At 34.3% G+C, this 16005-nt stretch carries 18 protein-coding genes; 10 read left to right on the forward strand and 8 right to left on the reverse strand.

Translation table 11 applies throughout. The features are described from left to right. Nucleotides 1-297: 297 nt before the first annotated feature. Nucleotides 298-432 (reverse strand): DUF2202 domain-containing protein, encoded by a 135-nt coding sequence (locus ES676_RS15220; RefSeq protein WP_148368305.1) that lies wholly within the window; start codon nt 430-432, stop codon nt 298-300. Nucleotides 433-750: 318 nt separating this feature from the next. Here ES676_RS15220 and ES676_RS01500 point away from each other — a divergent pair, with 318 nt between their 5' ends. After that, on the forward strand, nt 751-2148 hold the full coding sequence (locus ES676_RS01500) for a nicotinate phosphoribosyltransferase (protein ID WP_148368259.1): 1398 nt from the start codon (nt 751-753) through the stop codon (nt 2146-2148). Nucleotides 2149-2217: 69 nt separating this feature from the next. Beyond that, entirely contained in the window at nt 2218-2823 is a 606-nt protein-coding gene (gene pncA, locus ES676_RS01505) for a bifunctional nicotinamidase/pyrazinamidase (protein ID WP_148368260.1), read from the forward strand. Between the two features lie 118 nt (nt 2824-2941). On the opposite strand, the gene ES676_RS14600 is transcribed toward pncA, so the two are convergent. From ES676_RS14600 to ES676_RS01525, 4 genes are all read right to left on the reverse strand, one after another. Continuing rightward, nucleotides 2942-3079, reverse strand: a complete 138-nt coding sequence (locus ES676_RS14600; protein WP_170234401.1) for a hypothetical protein — start codon at nt 3077-3079, stop codon at nt 2942-2944. 108 nt (nt 3080-3187) lie between these two features. Further along, nucleotides 3188-4645, reverse strand: a complete 1458-nt coding sequence (locus ES676_RS01510) for an NAD(P)/FAD-dependent oxidoreductase (RefSeq protein WP_148368261.1) — start codon at nt 4643-4645, stop codon at nt 3188-3190. 195 nt (nt 4646-4840) lie between these two features. Beyond that, a complete protein-coding gene (locus tag ES676_RS01515; protein WP_148368262.1) occupies nt 4841-5872 on the reverse strand; it encodes a c-type heme family protein in 1032 nt (343 codons plus the stop codon). Nucleotides 5873-6212: 340 nt separating this feature from the next. Further along, nucleotides 6213-6551, reverse strand: coding sequence for a rhodanese-like domain-containing protein (locus ES676_RS01525; protein WP_148368263.1), 339 nt, complete (start codon nt 6549-6551; stop codon nt 6213-6215). A 196-nt stretch (nt 6552-6747) separates the two neighbouring features. On the opposite strand from ES676_RS01525, the gene ES676_RS01530 reads away from it, so the two are divergent. From ES676_RS01530 to ES676_RS01565, 8 genes are all read left to right on the forward strand, one after another. Next, on the forward strand, nt 6748-7560 hold the full coding sequence (locus ES676_RS01530; protein WP_148368264.1) for an META domain-containing protein: 813 nt from the start codon (nt 6748-6750) through the stop codon (nt 7558-7560). A 29-nt stretch (nt 7561-7589) separates the two neighbouring features. Next, the gene (locus tag ES676_RS01535; protein ID WP_148368265.1) at nt 7590-8363 is read left to right on the forward strand and encodes a glucose 1-dehydrogenase; all 774 of its coding nucleotides are present in this window, start codon (nt 7590-7592) and stop codon (nt 8361-8363) included. A 170-nt stretch (nt 8364-8533) separates the two neighbouring features. Further along, the gene (locus ES676_RS01540) at nt 8534-9610 is read left to right on the forward strand and encodes a sensor histidine kinase (protein ID WP_148368266.1); all 1077 of its coding nucleotides are present in this window, start codon (nt 8534-8536) and stop codon (nt 9608-9610) included. A gap of 3 nt (nt 9611-9613) precedes the next feature. Beyond that, a complete protein-coding gene (locus tag ES676_RS01545; protein ID WP_148368267.1) occupies nt 9614-10942 on the forward strand; it encodes a sigma-54-dependent transcriptional regulator in 1329 nt (442 codons plus the stop codon). A gap of 483 nt (nt 10943-11425) precedes the next feature. After that, on the forward strand, nt 11426-12727 hold the full coding sequence (locus ES676_RS01550; RefSeq protein ID WP_148368268.1) for a Glu/Leu/Phe/Val family dehydrogenase: 1302 nt from the start codon (nt 11426-11428) through the stop codon (nt 12725-12727). Between the two features lie 25 nt (nt 12728-12752). Beyond that, nucleotides 12753-13172, forward strand: a complete 420-nt coding sequence (locus ES676_RS01555) for a GreA/GreB family elongation factor (RefSeq protein WP_148368269.1) — start codon at nt 12753-12755, stop codon at nt 13170-13172. Nucleotides 13173-13184: 12 nt separating this feature from the next. Next, entirely contained in the window at nt 13185-13604 is a 420-nt protein-coding gene (locus tag ES676_RS01560) for a hypothetical protein (protein ID WP_148368270.1), read from the forward strand. Nucleotides 13605-13809: 205 nt separating this feature from the next. After that, nucleotides 13810-14262, forward strand: coding sequence for a Na(+)-translocating NADH-quinone reductase subunit F (locus ES676_RS01565; protein ID WP_148368271.1), 453 nt, complete (start codon nt 13810-13812; stop codon nt 14260-14262). Here ES676_RS01565 and ES676_RS01570 read toward each other — a convergent pair. The 3 genes from ES676_RS01570 to prmA all read right to left on the reverse strand — a co-directional run bounded on the left by ES676_RS01570 (nt 14259) and on the right by prmA (nt 15987). Continuing rightward, a complete protein-coding gene (locus tag ES676_RS01570) occupies nt 14259-14756 on the reverse strand; it encodes a peptide-methionine (S)-S-oxide reductase (protein WP_148368272.1) in 498 nt (165 codons plus the stop codon). The genes ES676_RS01565 and ES676_RS01570 overlap by 4 nt on opposite strands. 95 nt (nt 14757-14851) lie before the next feature. Then, complete coding sequence (locus ES676_RS01575) at nt 14852-15127, reverse strand: ATP-dependent Clp protease adaptor ClpS (RefSeq protein WP_148368273.1); 276 nt, start codon at nt 15125-15127, stop codon at nt 14852-14854. Between the two features lie 23 nt (nt 15128-15150). Next, on the reverse strand, nt 15151-15987 hold the full coding sequence (gene prmA / locus ES676_RS01580; protein WP_148368274.1) for a 50S ribosomal protein L11 methyltransferase: 837 nt from the start codon (nt 15985-15987) through the stop codon (nt 15151-15153). Nucleotides 15988-16005 lie beyond the last annotated feature (18 nt).

Here is a 16005-nt window from a genome sequence, read left to right on the forward strand (position 1 = left end):
TTAAAAAAACAACATTTTAAGCAGCTCTTAATTGAATTGATTGATCCAAATCAATTGGTATGCGGACTGTGAGTGTAAACAAAAGGCATTAAAATAATGACCTTGTTATCATCGACGCAAACTAAGGTCTTTTTGAACTGTTTAAATTTCATGAAAAACACTGAGTACCTTTAAAGAAAGGTGTATTTTAAATAACTCTTAAACTAATTACAGTGTTCATTCCTTCCATTTATAATAGTGTTATACACCCCTGACTTAAAAACTGAGGTCTGTTAGTATTGCCATTGTTTTCTATACTTAAACAAATTTTCTTAAATGATTGCGAGAACCACATTCTAAACTTTCAAAGACAGCGGTTAACGACGTGTTTTCTGTAGTATTTATATACTCTTGTAAATATATAATGTCTGAATTTTCTATGGTTGCACCTATGTTAAAGCATTGGTTTCACTTACTGCTCCGTCAAAATCAAATTGATCATAAAATCTTATAAATCCTGAGTTGCAAACTCACCAAAAGACAAAATAGTATACTCAATGTTATACTGAATTAATAAATTTTCAACGGCATTGATATGCGTTTATTCACTATTTTTAATATTATAAAATTGATTTAAAGGCCACAAATCATTTAAATAGGTATAGATATCTCTTGCTAATTTTTATAAATCCTTTCCCCTAATTTCTTTCGAATCGTTTACGAGTAATCTTTCAAATTTTGAATATCTTGTCAAACTAAAATTAAAGTCTTATGATTATTACTGCAGCTTACACCGATCTCTATCAAATCACAATGGCTCAAGTGTATTTTGAAACAAAACCCAATGGACGCGCAGTATTCGATTATTATTATCGACATAACCCCTACTCTAGTGGCTACTCCATTTTTGCAGGACTTGAAGATGTATTAGATATTCTTGAAAATTTAAAATTTTCATCTACCGACCTAGACTATTTAGAGCAACAGGGATTTGAAAAGAACTTTATTAATTACTTAAAGGATTTTCGATTTCGCGGAAACATACGTTCAAGTAATGAAGGCGATGTGGTATTTCCAAACCGTCCTATTTTACAGGTAGAAGCCAACATTATTGAAGCACAGATTATAGAGACCCTTTTGCTGAATATGCTCAATTTTCAGACACTGATTGCCACAAAGGCTAGCAGAATACGACATAGTGCTAAAGATGGTGTTTTATTAGATATGGGCTTGCGTCGCGCGCATGCCACTGGAGGCCATTATGCGTCTAGAGCTGCTGCTATTGGCGGTTTTAACGCTACAAGTAATGTAAAGGCAGCCGAAGATTATAATATTCCATCTTCAGGCACTATGGCACACTCATTTATACAAAGTTATGAAAACGAATTACAAGCATTTCGTGATTTCGCAAAGGTGCGACCAGAAAATTGTGTGCTCTTATTAGACACCTATAATACGCTGCAAAGCGGACTACCAAATGCCATTACGGTAGCCAAAGAAATGGAACGTAGAGGAGAGCAGTTGTTAGGAGTGCGTTTAGATAGTGGCGATTTAGCATATTTATCTAAAAAAACGCGCGCAATACTAAACGACGCCAATTTGGGTTATGTAAAAATTGCCGCTTCGAACCAATTAGACGAGTTTGTAATAAAAAGTCTAAAAGAACAAGGGGCTCCCATTGATATCTTTGGCGTTGGTACAAATCTTGTCACAGGAAAACCAGATGCCGCATTGGGCGGCGTCTATAAATTAGTAGAATATAACGATACACCGAGAATCAAGCTATCTGAAGACCTCATTAAGGTCTCCTTGCCCTATAAAAAGCAAGTGTACAGAATGCTAGACAGCGACGGGAATTTTTATGGTGCAGATGCAGTAGCCCTGTTTACTGAAGACAATATAACGCAAATGGAACATCCTTTTGATGCTACAAAAATTTTAGACCTCAGCTCTTTTAAATATGAGTCTTTGCTTAAAATGGTGATGGAGAATGGCGAAAGAGCAGTACCACCGCGCTCCGTTACCGAAATTGCTGAATATTCCAAATCGAGATTAGAGAAACTTCCTGAAGAGTACAAACGGTTTCAAAATCCGCATATCTACAAAATAGGTCTCAGCAGTCAACTAAAACAAGAACGCGATAAATTAGTTCGAAAACATAATATTTAAGATCGAAGTAATTAAACCTTCAAGACCAAAACAGTTTCACAAATTATTTCAAAATAAAAAAGGCTCTCTATGAAAACACTACTAATAATTGATGTGCAAAACGACTTTATGCCAAGCGGATCTCTATCGGTTCCTTTTGGAGACACGATTGTGCCTGTAATTAATAGCATACAAACTAAATTTGATTTGATAATCGCTTCGCAAGATTGGCATCCAGCAAATCATATAAGTTTTGCCGCAAATCACAAAGGAAAATCCGACTTTGATAAAATAGAATTACAGGGAAAGACTCAAACCTTATGGCCAGAGCATTGCGTGCAAGGAACAGTGGGTGCTGAATTTCATCCTGATTTAGATTCTAATAAATTTGAAGCTATTTTTAGAAAAGGCACAGATAAAGAGATGGATAGCTACAGTGCATTTTATGACAACGGACATTTAAAATCCACAGGTTTATCAGGTTATTTAAAGGAAAAGGGAACGACAAAACTTTATTTATGCGGTTTAGCCGCAGATATTTGTGTTTACTTCTCGGCTTTTGATGCGTCTAAAGAAGGCTTTACCTGTTTTTTTATTGAGGATGCCTCTAAAGCAATAGATGAGAAAGCATTTATAGAAATTAAGGATAAGATGACCACAATGGGAATCAAAATGGTAACCTCAAAATCTATTTAGAACTCATTTTAAAATTCATTTAGTGTTATTCCAGATTAAAATAAACTGTTAATTAAGAAATTAATCTTATACTAATAAGTATATAACAATAATGAAATAATAAGTGCAGACAAATATTTTAAACGGCTTTTCTGGTGCCACCGTGACCTCCCGCAACAATAAACATTATTTTTATACTTAAATAAATGAATTTAAAAAACTGAATGATGGGATTTGTCATTTTAAATCTCTGATATCCGGATATTCTTTCTGTCATAATATATTTTGTTCAGAAATCAACTTTATATAGATTGATTTCTATTTATGAATTAGCTTTTAATAGCTCCTTATTTTTTTTAAATATTAACTTCTTTAGGATTGGCTCCTATTCAGGAATCAACCACCAAAATGGGCGCATTTTAGCTTTGTAGATAAACGCATAATGTAACGCTAACTTTAACCAGTGTCCTGCAAGACCAATATCTCCGAAGGTTTTGCCTAAGTGTCTACCTTGAGTTTTTGGGTATTTCTCGTAATCTGGCACAATTGGAAACGTAGTAATACTAACGCCACTTCCCTTCATTATACCGAAACCTGCAGAAGCAATACAAGCCGCTCCCATATTTCCCATAGAGCCTTTATTATGTAAAGATTCTTTTCCGTTTTTAATAGAATCTATAATGTTTTCTGCAACCAATTTTGCCGTTATACCAGAAGGCATTCCTGTTCTTGGTGGAGCGGGTGTTATATCTGTTCCATTTTTACTGATTCTTGGTTTTGAAATGGAATGAGGTGGTGCAAAAGCAATTCCAGGAGCAAAAATATTTTTATAATTGGGATTTTGATATGTTTCTGGCCAATCTTTTACAGACCATTCTTCGTAAGGTTTTTGAGTATAATCTGCATCAACAATCATAAAACCTTTAAATAATTTTTCGGTAATATCATTCTCATTTTTATCATAAGCCTTAAAACCGTGACCCGAAAAAGAAGGAATAAGCATTGCAAAATCGTAAGATTCCGTTTTATATTCTCCATCAAGATTCTCGTAATGGGCTATACCCTCTTCAATTTTATTAACTGCTGCTCCTGTTATCCATTTAATACCTCTATCTTCAAATATCATTTCTACGAGCTCATTCGATTTCATTGTCATACTTCCATAACTTAAAAGCATACCATCCATCCCAAAATCGCCTAATTTATATTCGTTTGCAATCCAAGTAATCTCAGCCATATCACGAACATTATGGCGATGTAATTCGTGTTCAACATTTAGAATATACTCGAACGCGGCACCTTGACAGGTAGATTTTGCGTGCCCCGTACCAATTAATATTTTGGCTTTTTTACCTTTTTTCATATCTTGAATTAAGGCGTTTAAAGCTTCCCAAGCGTGGTCTGCGTGTGTATAGGTGCAAACAGAATACGCCTTGTTTTTTCCTGGAATTAAACCTTCCGTTCCTTCAAAATTTAGCTTTGGTCCCGTTGCATTAATTAAATAATCGTAAGTCACTTTTTCTTGTTGCCCTTTCTTATCTCCCACTACAAATTCCGATAACACATACGGTTTGTGTTCGTGTTTATCTCCTTCAGGAAAAAACGAAATTGCTTTTGCTTGTTTAAAGCCAATACCCTTCTTTTTGTACAAAGGTGCTAAAGGAAATAGAATTTTTTCAGATTTCATTCTACCAATTCCTACCCAAATATTAGAGGGTATCCACTGGTAATTACTGTTGGGAGAAACCACGACAACTTTATGGTTTTTAGATAATTTTCTTCTTAAATGTGAAGCGGCAACGTGACCAGAAATTCCGGCTCCCAAAATAACGATTTTAGACATAGTAGTTTATTTTAACTAAATATACTTATAATTAGTGTAATACACAGCTACTTTTGTTACACAAGTACTTAATTCCGTTTATATAGAACTCCAACAACCAAAATATTAAGTATAAAAGCGGCAGAGTGATGGACTAAAACGGCATAACAACGCTAAAAGTATTAATTGTAATTAGTAAACATTCTTTTATATGAATTACTTATCGAAAGTAACATTCCAAAGACCTCTAACTTCATTTACTCCATAACCAATAGCCTTATCATTGGGGTATAGCTCTCTTATTTTTTTTAGTATTGGCGTTTTTATATCATCAGTGGGTTTTCCGTGGCATTGTAAACACATAACGTTTGTAGTAATAGGATAAAACACTTGTATCGAATTTTCAAGCTCGGCAACAATGGGCACCGGTTCTTTATGATTCTTTATATCGTTTTTAAACGCATTTATATACTCTAATTCCTTGCCTCGAGTTCTGTTTTTTTCATTTCTTGGTTTATCAGAGACGCGTTTAATACTCGCATTATATACTACAGACATACTATCGGTTAATGGATAGGCTTGTTCATTGCAAAATGCTAGAGCTTCAATAGTTCCTTTGCGTTGGATAGTTCCCATTAAATTCTTTCCCAAAACCGCTTTGGTCGCTAAAGCATATTTTAAACCTCGTTCTCCATAAGGTAACGTATCAAAATTCTCTTTTAATTTGTGTTTTGAAGGCTTTTGGTCGTTTGCCTGCATTCTTTTCCCTTCTCTATTTCTACCGCCTTCATTTCTTGATTTGTTTCCTTTTTTTTCACCTTTAAAATGCTCTTGAAACCATTCTGGAACATCGATATCAAAATCATACATATACTCTGCTATCTGCTTAATAGTTTCCTCAGGGAATACTTGTTTTGGCATCACGCCAAATCGCTTAACGGCACCGAACATTTTAGCCTCCTTTTCGTTAGGATTTTTAATCCAAGCTTGTAGCGCTTTAGTAAAATCTTCTTTTGTAGTTTCAGGCGATAAATAGTGCCTTTTAATAGCAATCATTGGGGGACCAACTCTATCTTTTTGGCTCGCCGACGGACTATGGCATACGTAGCAATTGGTTTCCATTAACTTTTTACCCGGATGATTTTCGGCTTCCATTTGTTTTTCAAAAACAGTAAGTTCTTCTTTTTTAGAATCTTTACAACCTAAAAATAACGCTATAAAAGCTGTAATAATGATATATTTTTTCATATTATTTCTGTTTGTTATTGAAAATAGAGATTTATCAAATAGCGCGAATAATCTATATTAGATTCAAAAAATTGCCAGTCGCACAACTCACAAACGACTTCGCTTTAGAGCTCAAACTATTATTGTTTTCTATAGATGGATAGCCTAGAATTTTAAGCGTCTCTATTATTACTAAAGCATCTTCGTCTTTTAGGTAATTAAAGAATACTTTACTCTAGTCGATTACAATATCAATATACGAAATCGTTTTAATATCAGACAGTTTTATAGTTATTGTATTCGCTCAACCACCACATTTTAAATTTTATTCTAGTAGTGATGTTCTCATTTTTTGCTTTATTTAGTAATTTGTTATTCCTCCTTTAAGATCGTACACTTGGGTAAACCCCATCGCTTCAATTTTTACTGAAGCTTGCTTGCTTCTACTTCCGCTCCTACAATATACGTAAACAGGTGAATCTGTATTAAGTTTAATAAACTCTGCAGAAAATTTTCCGGAAAAGAAATCTATATTTTTAGCGCCTTTTATATGTCCTGATTTAAATTCATTAGGAGTTCTAACATCTATTAACTGAATGTTTTTGTTTTCTGTTTGCGCTCTAAAGTCATAAGAAGAAAGTACCTTAATAACGTCGCTTTCAACTGTTTTGGAACCGAATAGTGTTTTAAAAAATGACATAAACTAAATGTGTTTTTATATAATTATTTATAGATTATAAATTTATACTATTCATTACTTCTAGTTAGTAACCTAAGTTACACTTGGAAAACTACAGGCATTAGAGCTTATAAGTTTTAACAATACTTTAAAGTAGATTGGTTCGCTATGTTGCGAACTAATTATATATTTGTTACTACAAAAACAAATGATAACTATGAAAATAAAATTAATAGTAATAGCAGTCATCGCTTTTACGGCATTTAGCTGTAACTCGACAAAACAGTCTCACGAAAATATGTCGACAGAAAAAGAGAGCACAACGCTCACCGAAACCTCGTGGGAGTTGTCTAAACTAGAAGACAAAATTATAGAGCAATCCCAATTAAATGGGGATAAAATTAGCTTTACTCTAAACGGCACAGACAATACCATTACAGGATATTCTGGTTGTAATTTCTTTAAAGGAACCTATACGGTTACAGATAATGGAATCATTTCATTTTCACCGTTAGCGACAACCCGTAAGGCGTGTCCCGATGCTATTATTAATGCGTCGCATTTATTTAAAGTTTTCAATTTAGCACATAATTTCACACTTTCTGGAGACACTTTAACGCTTAAAACAACAAAAAAAGCCGTTTTAGCCGTTTTTACATCCTCTAAAACAGTACATAACCCCATAACAGAAAAATACTGGAAACTTAAAACACTACAAGGTAAAGCAGTTGTAATGGCAGAAAATCAAGAACGTGAAATCTATTTTACACTTAAAACAGAGGAACACCGTATTCAAGGTTTTGCCGGTTGCAACACATTCTCAGGAAGCTATACTCTAGAAAAGGGAAACAAAATTAGCTTTAAGCACTTAGCAACAACTCTAAAAATATGTCAAGACGTCGCCGTTAATGAAACCGACGTATTAAGCATTTTCAATACCGCAAATAATTATACCATTACTGGCGATACTTTAATCTTAAATAGCGGAGATAAAATTTCTTTGGCTGTTTTTGAAGCAATATATTTCTAAAAAATACTAATTTAATAAAAAAACACATTATGGATACTTCAAAATTTTTCGATTTAAAAGGTAAAACCGCAATTGTTACAGGTGCTGCAGCAGGTATTGGTAAAGCAAGCTGCGAGGTACTTTCTGCTTACGGTGCTAATGTTGTCGTTTCAGATTATAATTTAGAAGCCGCTCAACAAACGGCAGACGCCATTAATAAATCTGGCGGTACAGCCATTGCTGTAGATTGCGACGTTACTAAAGACGATGCGCTAGTAAATTTAATAGATAAAACGGTTGCCGAGTTTGGTGGTCTTCACATACTAGTCAACAATGTTGGTGGCGGTCGCGCCGGAAAAGAAAGCCCAAGTGAGATTACCCTAGACCAATTTAAACACGTTTACGACATGAATGTTTTTAGTATGTGGCGTTTGTGCCAGTTGGCTGCGCCACATATGAAAACAGCAGGTTACGGCAGCATTATTAATATGTCGTCTATGGCGTCCATTAACAAAAGTGAAGCCATTAGCGCTTATGCCTCGTCTAAAGCTGCAATTAACCATATGACGCGTAATTTAGCGTTCGATTTCGGACCAGAAATACGTATCAACGCTATTGGCCCCGGTGCTGTTCGTACACACGCTTTAAGTACGGTTTTAACACCAGAAATAGAAAAAGTAATGCTTAAACACACGCCGTTACAACGATTAGGAGAAGTGGAAGATATTGCAGGAGCGGTATTGTATTTTGCAGCTCCAATTTCAAGCTGGACAAGTGGACAGATTCTGTTTGTTAATGGTGGCGGTGAGCAAACATTAAGCTAAATTTAAAATCTGAGAATAAGAATACAAGCAGGTGCTTTCAAATTACTATTTGATGCACCTGCTTTTTTGTGCCCATTTTATACACTTCGGAAGGATCTCATAAACCCTTCATATTAAAAACTATTTTCATAATTTTGATGTGTAATTTGTAATGCCTAAAACATTTAAGAATGACTCGTGATAATGAAGAATTAAAAGAACGTATAAAAGAACTAACGTGTCTTTATGAAATATCGTCGATAATATCGAATACCAATTATAAAGAAATAGACGATACGCTACAGGCCATTGCTATTTGCTTAAAAAAAGGATTTCAATTCCCTGGCCGCATAGAAATTGAAATCGACACATTAAATCTTTACGTAAAAACAGGACCTTTAACGAGTACTAATAAAATTGCGGTTTCTATTAGAATATTTAATGAAGCAAACGGACAAGTTTCTGCCTTTTTAATAGATTCGGATGAGGAGTTTTTAATTGAAGAAAAAGCGCTTTTAGATAACGTTGCCATTAAAATTGGAAATATTCTAGAGCGTATCGCTTTAAAAAAAAATGAAGAAGTATTAAATAGTCGAATTGAACGTGCCGACCGTTTAAATATTCTGGGAGAACTTACCGCAGGCATTGCCCACGAGTTGAATACACCGTTGGCTAATATTTTAGGATTTGCTGAATTATTGGAAGAAAAAATGACGGATGCTAACGCCAAAGCCGATATACAAAAAATAATAAATAATGCTATTTTCTCTCGAGAAGTGGTTAAGAACTTAATGTTTTTTGCCTGCGAAATCCCTCAAGAAATGAAAAAAGTAAACATTGTACCTATAATAAACAATGCTATTAATTTGCTTCAGCCGTCTTTTAAGAAAAAAAATCTGCGGTATATTGCAAAAATTGAACAAGAGGAGCTATTATTAAGAGCAGATTCTATTCAGTTAACTCAAATTATTTTCAACTTATTAATTAACGCTATTTATTTCACCCCCGAGAAAGGCTTAATTACAATAAAAGCCAGCCAGACAGAGAAGGAAATGAAGATTATCATTAAAGATGAAGGTCGCGGATTTACGAAAGATACAATTGGTAAAATCTTTCAACCCTTTTTTACCACAAAACCTACTGGCGAAGGTTCAGGAATGGGACTTAGTGTGGTACACGGTATTGTAAAAAGCCACAAAGGGACTATTGTAGCTAAAAACAATCTTAAAAAAGGAGCGGTCTTTATTATTAAAATTCCGAAATTATAAATTATGGTTTTAAAAAAAGAAAACATACTTATTGTTGATGACGATATCAATATTTTAGAGCTCTTGCAACGCCATTTGCACACTTGGGGTTACCACGTTTACAAAGCTATATCCGTACGCGAGGCCGTTAATATTTTAAAAGATAACACCATTAATTTGTTAATTACCGATCTTAAAATGCCAGAAATTGATGGGTTTGAACTCATCAAATTTGTGTCGGAACATTATCCTAAATTACCAAAATTAATTGTTACCGGGTATCCTTCTGTCCAAGACTCGCTAAGTGCCATAAAATCTGGAGTTGCAGAATATTTAACAAAACCATTTACAAAAAACGAACTCAAATTGGCCGTAGATAAATCGTTAGCCAGTAATCCAACATTCCAAAAAAATAGTCAAAAAGAAGCGCCCAAAGAGAACACATCTTATGGGGAAATTATTGGAGCTTCACAAAAAATAACCGCCGTTATAGAAATTATAAAGCGTGTAAAAAACAATAAAGCTACTATTTTTATAAATGGAGAAAGTGGCACAGGTAAAGAGTTGGTAGCACGTGCTATTCATTATCAAGGCAAATTTTCTAGAGCGCCCTTTATTGTTGTTAATTGCGGCGCCATTCCAGAAAACTTATTAGAATCTGAACTTTTTGGTTACGTTAAAGGGGCCTTTACTGGAGCTGATAACGATAGGAATGGTTTTTTTCAGGCTTCAAATGGCGGCACTATTTTTTTAGACGAAATAGGTAACGCTTCACTAGCCGTACAATCGCGATTATTACGCGTTTTGCAAGAGAAAAAAGTAATTAAAGTGGGATCGCAAAAAACGGAAGATATCGATGTTAGAATTATTTCGGCTACCAATAGCGACTTAAAAGAACTGATTAACAAAAACCTTTTTAGAGAGGATTTGTATTACCGTTTAACGGTCGTTGAAATTAATGTGTCACCGTTAAGAGAACGCAAAGAGGATATCCCGTTGTTAGTCGATAAATTTCTTTTTAAATATGGTATAGAATACAAAGACCGTTTTGTTAAAATAAGTCCCGAAGCTTTAGAAATCCTTCAAAGGCACGATTGGCCAGGAAATATTAGAGAATTAGAAAACATTTTACAACATGCCGTTATTATGTGCGATACTAATATTGAGGTCTCGCATCTTCCCAATCATTTAAAATATAATATAGACTTTTCAATTGGCGCGCTTTTGTCTTTAAAAGAAATGGAAAAACAATACATACAAAAGGTGTTAAACGCCACTAATAATAACAAAACAAAGGCTGCTAAAATTCTTCAAATAGACAGAAAAACCATCAGACAAAAACTTTCTGAATAACGATTTAAATACGAGACATTTTTACGCAACCGGGAAGAATTGTACCGCATAATAAAATAGCACTATCCGTTATTTACTGCTTATTAACCCCATTAACAATAGATTAAACAAAACTTTATCTATTTACGTATTTTATGGTATGCCTCTTGCACATACTTACACAATAAAGCACGAATACCATTATGAAGGTTACCACTATTAACTTATGTCAAAGTTGCTTACACGTTAACCCCTGTGTTCTAACAACATTAAAAGAACTTGTTTTTTCTTGTAGTGAATTTGATGAAATTAATGAGGAAGTGCCTTATGAAATTAAAATACGGTAGCGTCGCATTTAAAATTAGTGCAGCCCTAGAAATGGCATCTTAACATTTTGAAATTAAAAGCGTTAAAAGCATAAGATTTTAAAACATCTATATTTAAATGGCTTATCTTAGATTATTGATAAAAATAGTACTGAAAAAATAATATAAATTTAAAACAATGACAATAGCAACAACTGCGAAAGGAGACAAAAAGCCCGCTGCCAAAAAAGGCATGATGGAGAACGTTTTGGAACAGTTTAATACAGCTGCAGACAAAATTAATCTTCACCCAAGCATTCGTAAGATTTTAAGTATTACGAATAACGAAATTATTGTTCACTTTCCTGTAAAAATGGACAACGGTGATGTTGAAATTTTTACTGGATACAGAGTGCAACACAATAACGCTTTAGGCCCTTATAAAGGAGGTTTACGCTACCACCCTACGGTAGATATTGATGCTGCTAGAGCTCTAGCAATGTGGATGACTTGGAAAACTTCTCTAGCTGGCTTACCTTACGGTGGCGGTAAAGGTGGTATTCAATTAGATCCTTCATTATATTCTAAAAACGAATTAGAGCGTATTACAAGACGTTTTACTTTTGCTTTAGCAGATAACATAGGACCAGAACACGATATTCCTGCTCCAGATATTAACACTAACGCCCAAACTATGGCTTGGATGGCAGATACTTATATGAGTACAAGACCACCAGCTGAACGTTCTGCAAACCAACACGTCGTTACTGGAAAACCAGCAGGAAGTGGTGGATTAGAAGGTAGAGATCGCGCAACAGGTTACGGTGTGTATTTAACCATTAAATTCTGGGCAGAAAACAAAAATATAGATCTTAATGGTAAAAAATTCATCGTTCAAGGTTTTGGTAATGTGGGGTACTGGGCCTCTCATTTCTTAGAAACTGAAGGAGCTAAACTAGTCGCTGTTCAAGATGCTTTTGGAAGTATTCAAAACCAAGAAGGTATTAAAGTAGCGGATTTATTTAACTATAGCAAAGCAAACGATGGTAGTATAGTAGATTTCCCTAACACAGAAGTTCTAGATGGTAAAGAATTTTTTAGCGTAGAGTGCGATATTTGTATTCCTGCTGCCTTAGGAAACCAAATTACAGAAAAAAACGCACATTCTATCAAAGCGATGTTAATTGCTGAAGGAGCAAATGGACCAACTAACGTAGAAGGAGAAAAAATTCTTTTAGAACGTGGTATCACAATCATTCCTGATATTTTATGTAATTCGGGAGGTGTTATAGGTAGTTATTTCGAATGGCTTCAAAATCGTAATGGTGAATTATGGATGCTTGACGAGGTTATGGCTAAACTTGATAAGAAACTAAAAGAATCTTATAATAAAGTACACGCTTACTCTGAAAGTAAATCTATGGATATGAGAACTGCTGCTTACTGTATAGCAATAGAACGAATTGAGAAAGCATATATTCAAAGAGGAATTTTTCCATGATAGTTAATTATATAGCACCCTAATTATGAAGTATGAAAATTTAATTTTAGAAAAAAAAGAGTATGTGTATTTAAAACGCATTCTTAATGTGTCTGGATATTCGGAAAGTTCGGAAATTCAAAAATCGATAATTAAATTAAACGAGGAGTTGAAAGACGCCCGTGTTTTAAACGAAGACGAAATGCCATTAGACGTTATTAGGTTTAATAGCAAAGTATCGGTAATTTCAGATCAAGGGTGGGAAAAAACAATTCAGATTGTTATTCCTAGTGAACGCGATTTTAAACAAAATAAAATTTCCATTCTTACTCCAATGGGCGCTGCTTTATTTGGGTATGCTACGGGCGATCCTGTAATTTGGGATTTCCCTACTGGAAAGCAACATTTTACAATTACAGCAGTCGAACAAGTAGAAAGTAGCAACGGCATTGATGTATTGTTATAAAAAATAGTAAATATGGATACCAATAACACAGAAATATATAATCACGATGATGATTTAGAAGTGACTCACAAAATCAATACGATTGAGTTAGAAAACTGGATTACGCATATAACATATATTGAGAAGGAATTAAATAATCTGATTGGTTTATGTAAACAACAAGTAAACGAAGCCGAAGATAAAGAGTCTATTTTAGAACGTTTTTTAGAAAAGAAAGCTAAAAACGAAGTCCTTAAAATGGCCCTCGAAAAGTACTCTTTATCTCGTGCTAACTTAAAAGAGTGCGAAGATATGGCCTGCGATATGGTGTATATCTCGGAGCACGAAAGTTACCGTTTACGTTATCTTGTCCATTTAGATAGTTACAGAACTATAAAAGATGATTTTTTTAGCAAAGTTCAGGCTAATACAGAGGTGGAAAACAATAAATAACAATCTGTAAAGTACTGATTAAAATTTATTAGTTAACACCACCAAGCGATATTATAATAGTGAAAGAGCTACTTCGAAAGGAGTGGCTTTTTTATTTTTAGGCCTCAAAAAATAAAACGTGACATATTGAATTATTTTTAATAACTTAATAGGGACTAAATACTTACGCCATTTTACTGTAACTCTATTTAAATTATTAACTGTTATGAAAACTCCAAAACGATTAGAACATGCCATAACAAAACTGTATAACGCTTTTCATAGTGGGGAATTGCACCCCGATTGCTGTATCCAGTGCGCTGTAGGAAATATTTGCGACAACACAGATACTTGGAAACTACTCACAGAAAGTCACGGCTCTTTAAAATTGAGTTATTTAGGGACTTTAAATCAGAATTTTGGAAGAAAGGTGTTCGGCTATACGCCTATAGAGCTCCTAAATATTGAAGCGACATTTTTAAAAGGCTGTGGTTACGCGCTACCCCTTACAAAAACATCTTATAAACCAATCAACCCTAAAGATAAAAATCTTCAATTTAACGGACTCTGTTTGGTCGTTGCCTTGCTCTGCAAATTAGATAATATGCCTAATGTTATGGATTTCTCTAAGTTATTTGAAATGGAAAATAACATACCAAAACACGAACTACAATTCTAATTGTCCCTATGTCTAGGAATAACATAATTCGTAAATGTTTTTAAGAGAAATTGTAGCTTGGGTGTAATAAACGCTTTACAGAAAGGCTTTTCGGGATCGTTATAATAGTAATCTTTAAATTTTTCTTTTGAAGGTTTAAAGCCCGCAAAAAACAATGTTTTTGTAATAATTGGTACATTGAATTGAAGCTGCAAAGTGGCCAAAATCAACAAGACTTCTTGATAGTATTCCTCCGAAAACACATAAACCGCCGATCGGTATTTTTCACGCATAGAATGATTGGAAGTGCTTTTATGCGTTAATAAGTGAATTTCGGTAAGTACATTTAAAGGCATTACTTTGGGATTAAAATGAACAATAACGGCTTCAGAAAAAGCAGTCTCCGCTCCTACTGAAGCCACAAAACCTTGTTCTACTTTTGTAACACCTTTCAACGATTGAAACACCGCTTCTGTGCACCAGTGGCAACCGCCACCAAAGGCAATCTTTGTCATTTGTCATAACTACTTTTTATTAGATACTATAGAGTTTATAATCTACTGTAAAAAAAAAGCAGTAATTAAAAATTACTGCTTTTTTAGTTTGTGTGTTATATTATTTCTGCGCTGAGTCCGGCTTGCAATAGTTTAGAGCAGCGCGGCTCTAAATCTTTAAGGTCTCCCGTTTTTACTGTACATTGTCCTTTATAATGTACTAAAAGAGAACATTGTTCTGCTTGTTCTGGCGTATGATCGCAAGCATAAATAAGCGTATCTATAACGTAATCGAAAGTATTTACTTCGTCATTATACAAAACAATCTCATTGTCTTTTTTCTCTTGCTTTTCTACTTTAATCTTCTCTAAAACCTTTTCTTTTGTACTCATAATCAATTATTTGTACTAATGTGTTAATTTTTAAATTGTAACGCAACCCAATTATTACGTTCTAACTTAGACTCAAAAACTAGGCCATTTTTATTACATTCTTTTTCAATACTAGCACTATCAATATCGTAAAAACCACTGAGATATAATGTTCCATTTTCATTCAGACAATTCGCATAAATTTTTATATCGTTTAATAAAATATTTCGATTTATATTCGCAATAATAACATCGTAATGTTTGTTATCTAAAAGGCTTGCATCGCCTTCGTAGACGTTTACGTGTGGCACATTATTACGCTCTATATTCTCTAAACTGTTTACATAACACCAGTTATCTATATCGATAGCGTCAATCTGTTTAGCACCTCTTAAGGCTGCCAAAATGGCTAACACTCCTGTTCCGCAGCCCATATCCAACACCGTTTTATCTTTAACGTCGGCCGTTAAAAGGTGCTGAAGCATCATATGTGTAGTTTCGTGGTGCCCAGTACCAAAGCTCATCTTAGGCTCGATAATAATATCGTATATCGTCTCTGGCTTAGCATGAAATGGTGCACGCACAGAACACAAATCGTCTACCACGATAGGATTAAAATTTTTCTCCCACTCTACATTCCAATTTACTGGTTCTATATCTTCGTGCGTGTACGAAATCTCAAACTCATCCGATTGTAAGACAAAAATATCTTTTAAAATATCCTCGTGCCACTCCTCTTTTTGAATGTAGGCTGTTACCCCTGTTTCGGTTTCTACAAAGCTTTCGAAGCCTGCATAGCCTAATTCGGCAATTAATATTTCGACTGCAGATTCTATAGGTTTTACTGTAAAATAATACCCGATATAAATTGTATTAGACATTTAATTTCCCTTTTATTA

This window comes from Bizionia saleffrena (assembly GCF_008086175.1).
Classification (GTDB): Bacteria; Bacteroidota; Bacteroidia; order Flavobacteriales; family Flavobacteriaceae; genus Bizionia; species Bizionia saleffrena.

Excerpts from the sequence above, each read along its gene's own strand:
- ES676_RS01500 (WP_148368259.1), top strand. The coding sequence starts at position 751 with ATGATTATTACTGCAGCTTACACCGATCTCTATCAAATCACAATGGCT.
- pncA (WP_148368260.1), top strand. The coding sequence starts at position 2,218 with ATGAAAACACTACTAATAATTGATGTGCAAAACGACTTTATGCCAAGC.
- ES676_RS14600 (WP_170234401.1), bottom strand. The coding sequence starts at position 3,079 with ATGACAGAAAGAATATCCGGATATCAGAGATTTAAAATGACAAATCCC.
- ES676_RS01510 (WP_148368261.1), bottom strand. The coding sequence starts at position 4,645 with ATGTCTAAAATCGTTATTTTGGGAGCCGGAATTTCTGGTCACGTTGCC.
- ES676_RS01515 (WP_148368262.1), bottom strand. The coding sequence starts at position 5,872 with ATGAAAAAATATATCATTATTACAGCTTTTATAGCGTTATTTTTAGGT.
- ES676_RS01525 (WP_148368263.1), bottom strand. The coding sequence starts at position 6,551 with ATGTCATTTTTTAAAACACTATTCGGTTCCAAAACAGTTGAAAGCGAC.
- ES676_RS01530 (WP_148368264.1), top strand. The coding sequence starts at position 6,748 with ATGAAAATAAAATTAATAGTAATAGCAGTCATCGCTTTTACGGCATTT.
- ES676_RS01535 (WP_148368265.1), top strand. The coding sequence starts at position 7,590 with ATGGATACTTCAAAATTTTTCGATTTAAAAGGTAAAACCGCAATTGTT.
- ES676_RS01540 (WP_148368266.1), top strand. The coding sequence starts at position 8,534 with ATGACTCGTGATAATGAAGAATTAAAAGAACGTATAAAAGAACTAACG.
- ES676_RS01545 (WP_148368267.1), top strand. The coding sequence starts at position 9,614 with ATGGTTTTAAAAAAAGAAAACATACTTATTGTTGATGACGATATCAAT.
- ES676_RS01550 (WP_148368268.1), top strand. The coding sequence starts at position 11,426 with ATGACAATAGCAACAACTGCGAAAGGAGACAAAAAGCCCGCTGCCAAA.
- ES676_RS01555 (WP_148368269.1), top strand. The coding sequence starts at position 12,753 with ATGAAGTATGAAAATTTAATTTTAGAAAAAAAAGAGTATGTGTATTTA.
- ES676_RS01560 (WP_148368270.1), top strand. The coding sequence starts at position 13,185 with ATGGATACCAATAACACAGAAATATATAATCACGATGATGATTTAGAA.
- ES676_RS01565 (WP_148368271.1), top strand. The coding sequence starts at position 13,810 with ATGAAAACTCCAAAACGATTAGAACATGCCATAACAAAACTGTATAAC.
- ES676_RS01570 (WP_148368272.1), bottom strand. The coding sequence starts at position 14,756 with ATGACAAAGATTGCCTTTGGTGGCGGTTGCCACTGGTGCACAGAAGCG.
- ES676_RS01575 (WP_148368273.1), bottom strand. The coding sequence starts at position 15,127 with ATGAGTACAAAAGAAAAGGTTTTAGAGAAGATTAAAGTAGAAAAGCAA.
- prmA (WP_148368274.1), bottom strand. The coding sequence starts at position 15,987 with ATGTCTAATACAATTTATATCGGGTATTATTTTACAGTAAAACCTATA.